Consider the following 2,015-nt stretch of genomic DNA (forward strand, 5'->3'; position numbering starts at 1 on the left):
TACTCGAAGTAGGAGCCGTATGCGTTAGTAGCGCACGTACGGATCTGAGCGGGGGGCGTCGGGTGACCGGTGTTCCTACCGTGCCCATAAATCATTCCCCTCGGCACAACAGGGAATCACCAGCTACATCATTGGTTACTACAGCCAAATACGGCCTCACCAAAAAAATGATGGATTGCCACCAAATGTGGCGGAAGAAAAATATTGGAACGCTTAGAGTTCGGCGGCCAAAAAGAGTTGACCACTACAGTAAAGCGCTGGAGAATCCGTTATCGCAAAATCCTCGGCCGTGGAGATATCGAGTGCCCGGCACCAGTACCGGATACAACATCACCTCTCCGAGGGCGACTTAAGCGCAGCAAATCTCGTAATCTACTGGAGCGGCTTCGTGACTACGAAGAGGATGTACTTCGTTTTATGTAACGCCCTGAAGTACCGTTCCCAATAATCAGGGGGAGCGAGATCTTCGGATGACTAAGGTGCAACAAAAATCTTGGTTTGCTTTCGCTCTGAAGAAGGCGCAAGAGCCTTCTGCCATATCCGCTCCTACCTGTTGACCTGTCAGAAAAATAATATCGACCCCGGAGAAGCATTAACGTAACTACTTAATGGGGGGTGGCCTGGATTTTTATTGGAGAAATTCAAATTTTTTGGGGTTAGTGCTGAATAGTTACAATTCTGTTTGCAAACCCCCTGCTCACTTTCTTGCTTTATTTATTTCGCTCATAGGTCTTTTATACAAGCCACTCTAGTGAAATAATCTTCCACCAAAAATCTAGGCAATCCCTTGCTTTCCAGTGCAATAAGTCCTTTTTAGAAATTAATCGTGAGAGCCAGACTTTAGCGTCTTAACTCATGATTCAGCATCTCCCATACCCAGCGCACAGTAGGGTAATCATGCCAAGTTAAGGCCCCACTACTTCACCACTGTAATAAACCGAGTCAGGTTTACCCTCCAATAATGGAAAGACAGTGGCCATGAGTTTTCTGAAGCCTTCTGAGTGCTTGTAGACCGCAAAGGACTCCATGCTCTCCCACTCTTCATACAGTAAAAAGCCGTTTGTCTCAGACACGTCCTGATACAACTGATACGCAATGCAACCCTGTGAGGTCTTATTGCGCTCCGCCTCCTCTTTGAAGTAGCCCACAAGCGCAGCCTGATTCTCAGCTTTCGCAGCTAGCTCTATCCGAATGACGATCATATGACAGCCTCCTGGCAATATAGTAAAGTAACCTTACCAAGATAATAGTAAACCAACTTTACTATATTTCCAAGGGGCTACTATGAGCGAATTTTCACATGACCTGCTAGCACTACGCGAAACCAATATTGGTCGACTGTTCCAGTATGCCGCGAAAACGTATAGTGAGCGGGCAGTAGCCCTACTGCACAATTATGGTTTTTCCGATATTACCCTCTCTCACACTCAGTTAATTTCAAATCTCAGTACCACTGGTGACTCAATCACTAGCCTTGCCGAAAAGGCAGGCATGACAAAACAAGCCATGGGGCAGCTGGCCAATGAACTACAAAGCAAAGGGTACGTGAAGAAAGTCCCCAACGAGCAGGACAAACGTTCGAGTATGGTTCAGTTTACCCAACGTGGTGAAGAGGCTCTAACCGCGGCTTATAAAATTAAACTGCAAATCGATGTGGAGTATGCCAAGTTGCTAGGTGTAGATAATTTGAAAAATTTGCGCAAATTGCTAGAAAAACTTCAGCAAGAAACTCAATCTTGATGCCGATACGCAGCGAAACAATGCGAAAGCCAAAGGACCGGAAGAATCGATTGTTACATGGTACATTAAACTCTTTGCCGAGTACGCGCCACCTTCGCCAGAGCCCCATCGACTGATCTCGTCCCTACAGGTGGCTTTGGAGGTTGATGCTGAATAGTTACACCGCGCCAACCTTACAGTCGTAGCCCTCTATTGTGGAGTTATTGTCAATTCTGGTGTTCCAACACTTCGGACAGTTTCATACAGCTATAGCCCCATAGTCACTGTACTGCTCG

Annotated in this window: 2 protein-coding genes and 1 pseudogene; 2 read left to right on the forward strand and 1 reads right to left on the reverse strand. The window is 46.5% G+C overall.

The genetic code is table 11. From position 1 onward, the window contains the following. Positions 1-243 precede the first annotated feature (243 nt). Positions 244-601, forward strand: a pseudogene (locus MO867_RS21745) (IS66 family transposase); the annotation flags it as partial. A 304-nt stretch (positions 602-905) separates the two neighbouring features. Here MO867_RS21745 and MO867_RS21750 read toward each other — a convergent pair. After that, a complete protein-coding gene (locus MO867_RS21750) occupies positions 906-1,202 on the reverse strand; it encodes a putative quinol monooxygenase (RefSeq protein WP_252473053.1) in 297 nt (98 codons plus the stop codon). A gap of 82 nt (positions 1,203-1,284) precedes the next feature. Here MO867_RS21750 and MO867_RS21755 point away from each other — a divergent pair, with 82 nt between their 5' ends. After that, entirely contained in the window at positions 1,285-1,740 is a 456-nt protein-coding gene (locus MO867_RS21755) for a MarR family winged helix-turn-helix transcriptional regulator (protein WP_252473055.1), read from the forward strand. Positions 1,741-2,015 lie beyond the last annotated feature (275 nt).

It is taken from the genome of Microbulbifer okhotskensis (assembly GCF_023895975.1).
GTDB classification, from domain to species: domain Bacteria; phylum Pseudomonadota; class Gammaproteobacteria; order Pseudomonadales; family Cellvibrionaceae; genus Microbulbifer; species Microbulbifer okhotskensis.